The 970-nt window shown below is 64.2% G+C and carries 2 protein-coding genes; both read left to right on the top strand.

Features of this window, described 5'->3' with window-relative positions; translation table 11 throughout:
* Positions 1 to 359, top strand: a 359-nt coding sequence (gene tnpB / locus CFR80_RS18395; RefSeq protein WP_373636560.1) for an IS66 family insertion sequence element accessory protein TnpB, incomplete at its 5' end; no start/stop codon positions are given.
* A 65-nt stretch (positions 360 to 424) separates the two neighbouring features.
* The coding region (locus CFR80_RS18390; RefSeq protein WP_181418282.1) for an IS66 family transposase zinc-finger binding domain-containing protein at positions 425 to 970 on the top strand (546 nt) is incomplete at its 3' end.

The following is a 970-nucleotide window of genomic DNA, read 5'->3' as shown; positions in this document are numbered from 1 at the left end:
GCACTACGATCATGATCCCGCTTCCTTCCACGCTGAGGATATGGCTGGCGGCCGGTGTAACCGATATGCGCCTGGGGATGCCCGGGCTGGCGTTGAAGGTCCAGGAAGCACTGGGTCGTGACCCTTTCGCGGGTGACGTCTATGCCTTCAGGGGCCGACGCGGCGACCTGGTGAAACTGATCTGGCACGATGGGATCGGCCTTTCCTTATATGCGAAGCGGATCGAGCGCGGGCATTTCCTGTGGCCTTCGGCAAAGGACGGAGCGATCCATCTCTCCCCGTCACAATTGACTTGTCTGCTGGAGGGTGTGGACTGGCGCAATCCGCAGAAAACATGGAGACCTGAACTGGCGGGATAATAAAAACCGCGCCAGGTCAGCATATACTGGTACCCTTTTGAGCGCCCATGTGATCAACTGCCTTCATGACGGGAGACACGGACGACATCATCGCCTTGCGCGCGGCACTTGCCGCTGCCGAGGCGCGTGCCGAGGTCGCGGAAGCCCGTGCGGCCAGCGCCGAAGCGCAGGTTGCCCATCTCAAACATCTTATCGCGCGGATGCGCCAGGACCGTTTCGGCGCCTCGTCGGAGCGGGGGCGCCGCCTGCTGGCCCAACTCGAACTCGAACTGGAAGAACTGGAGACGACGCTCGCCGAGGACGCGCCCGAAAATGCGGCGGATCCCGCTGTCCGCACGACAGCACCCCGGAGCAACCGGGGACGCCAGCCCCTGCGTGCCGATTTGCCGCGCGAGCGGGTCGTCATCCCCGCACCGACACAGTGTCCGTGCTGTGGCAGCGATCGTCTGAGCAAACTGGGGGAGAGCGTCACCGAGACGCTGGAGGTGATCCCGCGCCAGTTCAAGGTCATACAGACGGTGCGGGAGAAGTTCACCTGCCGGGACTGCGAGAGCATCACCCAGCCACCCGCCCCCTTCCATCCGATCGCGCGCGGACGCGCCGGCCCATGG

Source organism: Komagataeibacter oboediens (genome assembly GCF_003207815.1).
Taxonomy (GTDB): domain Bacteria; phylum Pseudomonadota; class Alphaproteobacteria; order Acetobacterales; family Acetobacteraceae; genus Komagataeibacter; species Komagataeibacter oboediens.
Note: the sequence above shows the minus strand (reverse complement) of the source record. Positions and strands in the feature narration are given on the sequence as shown.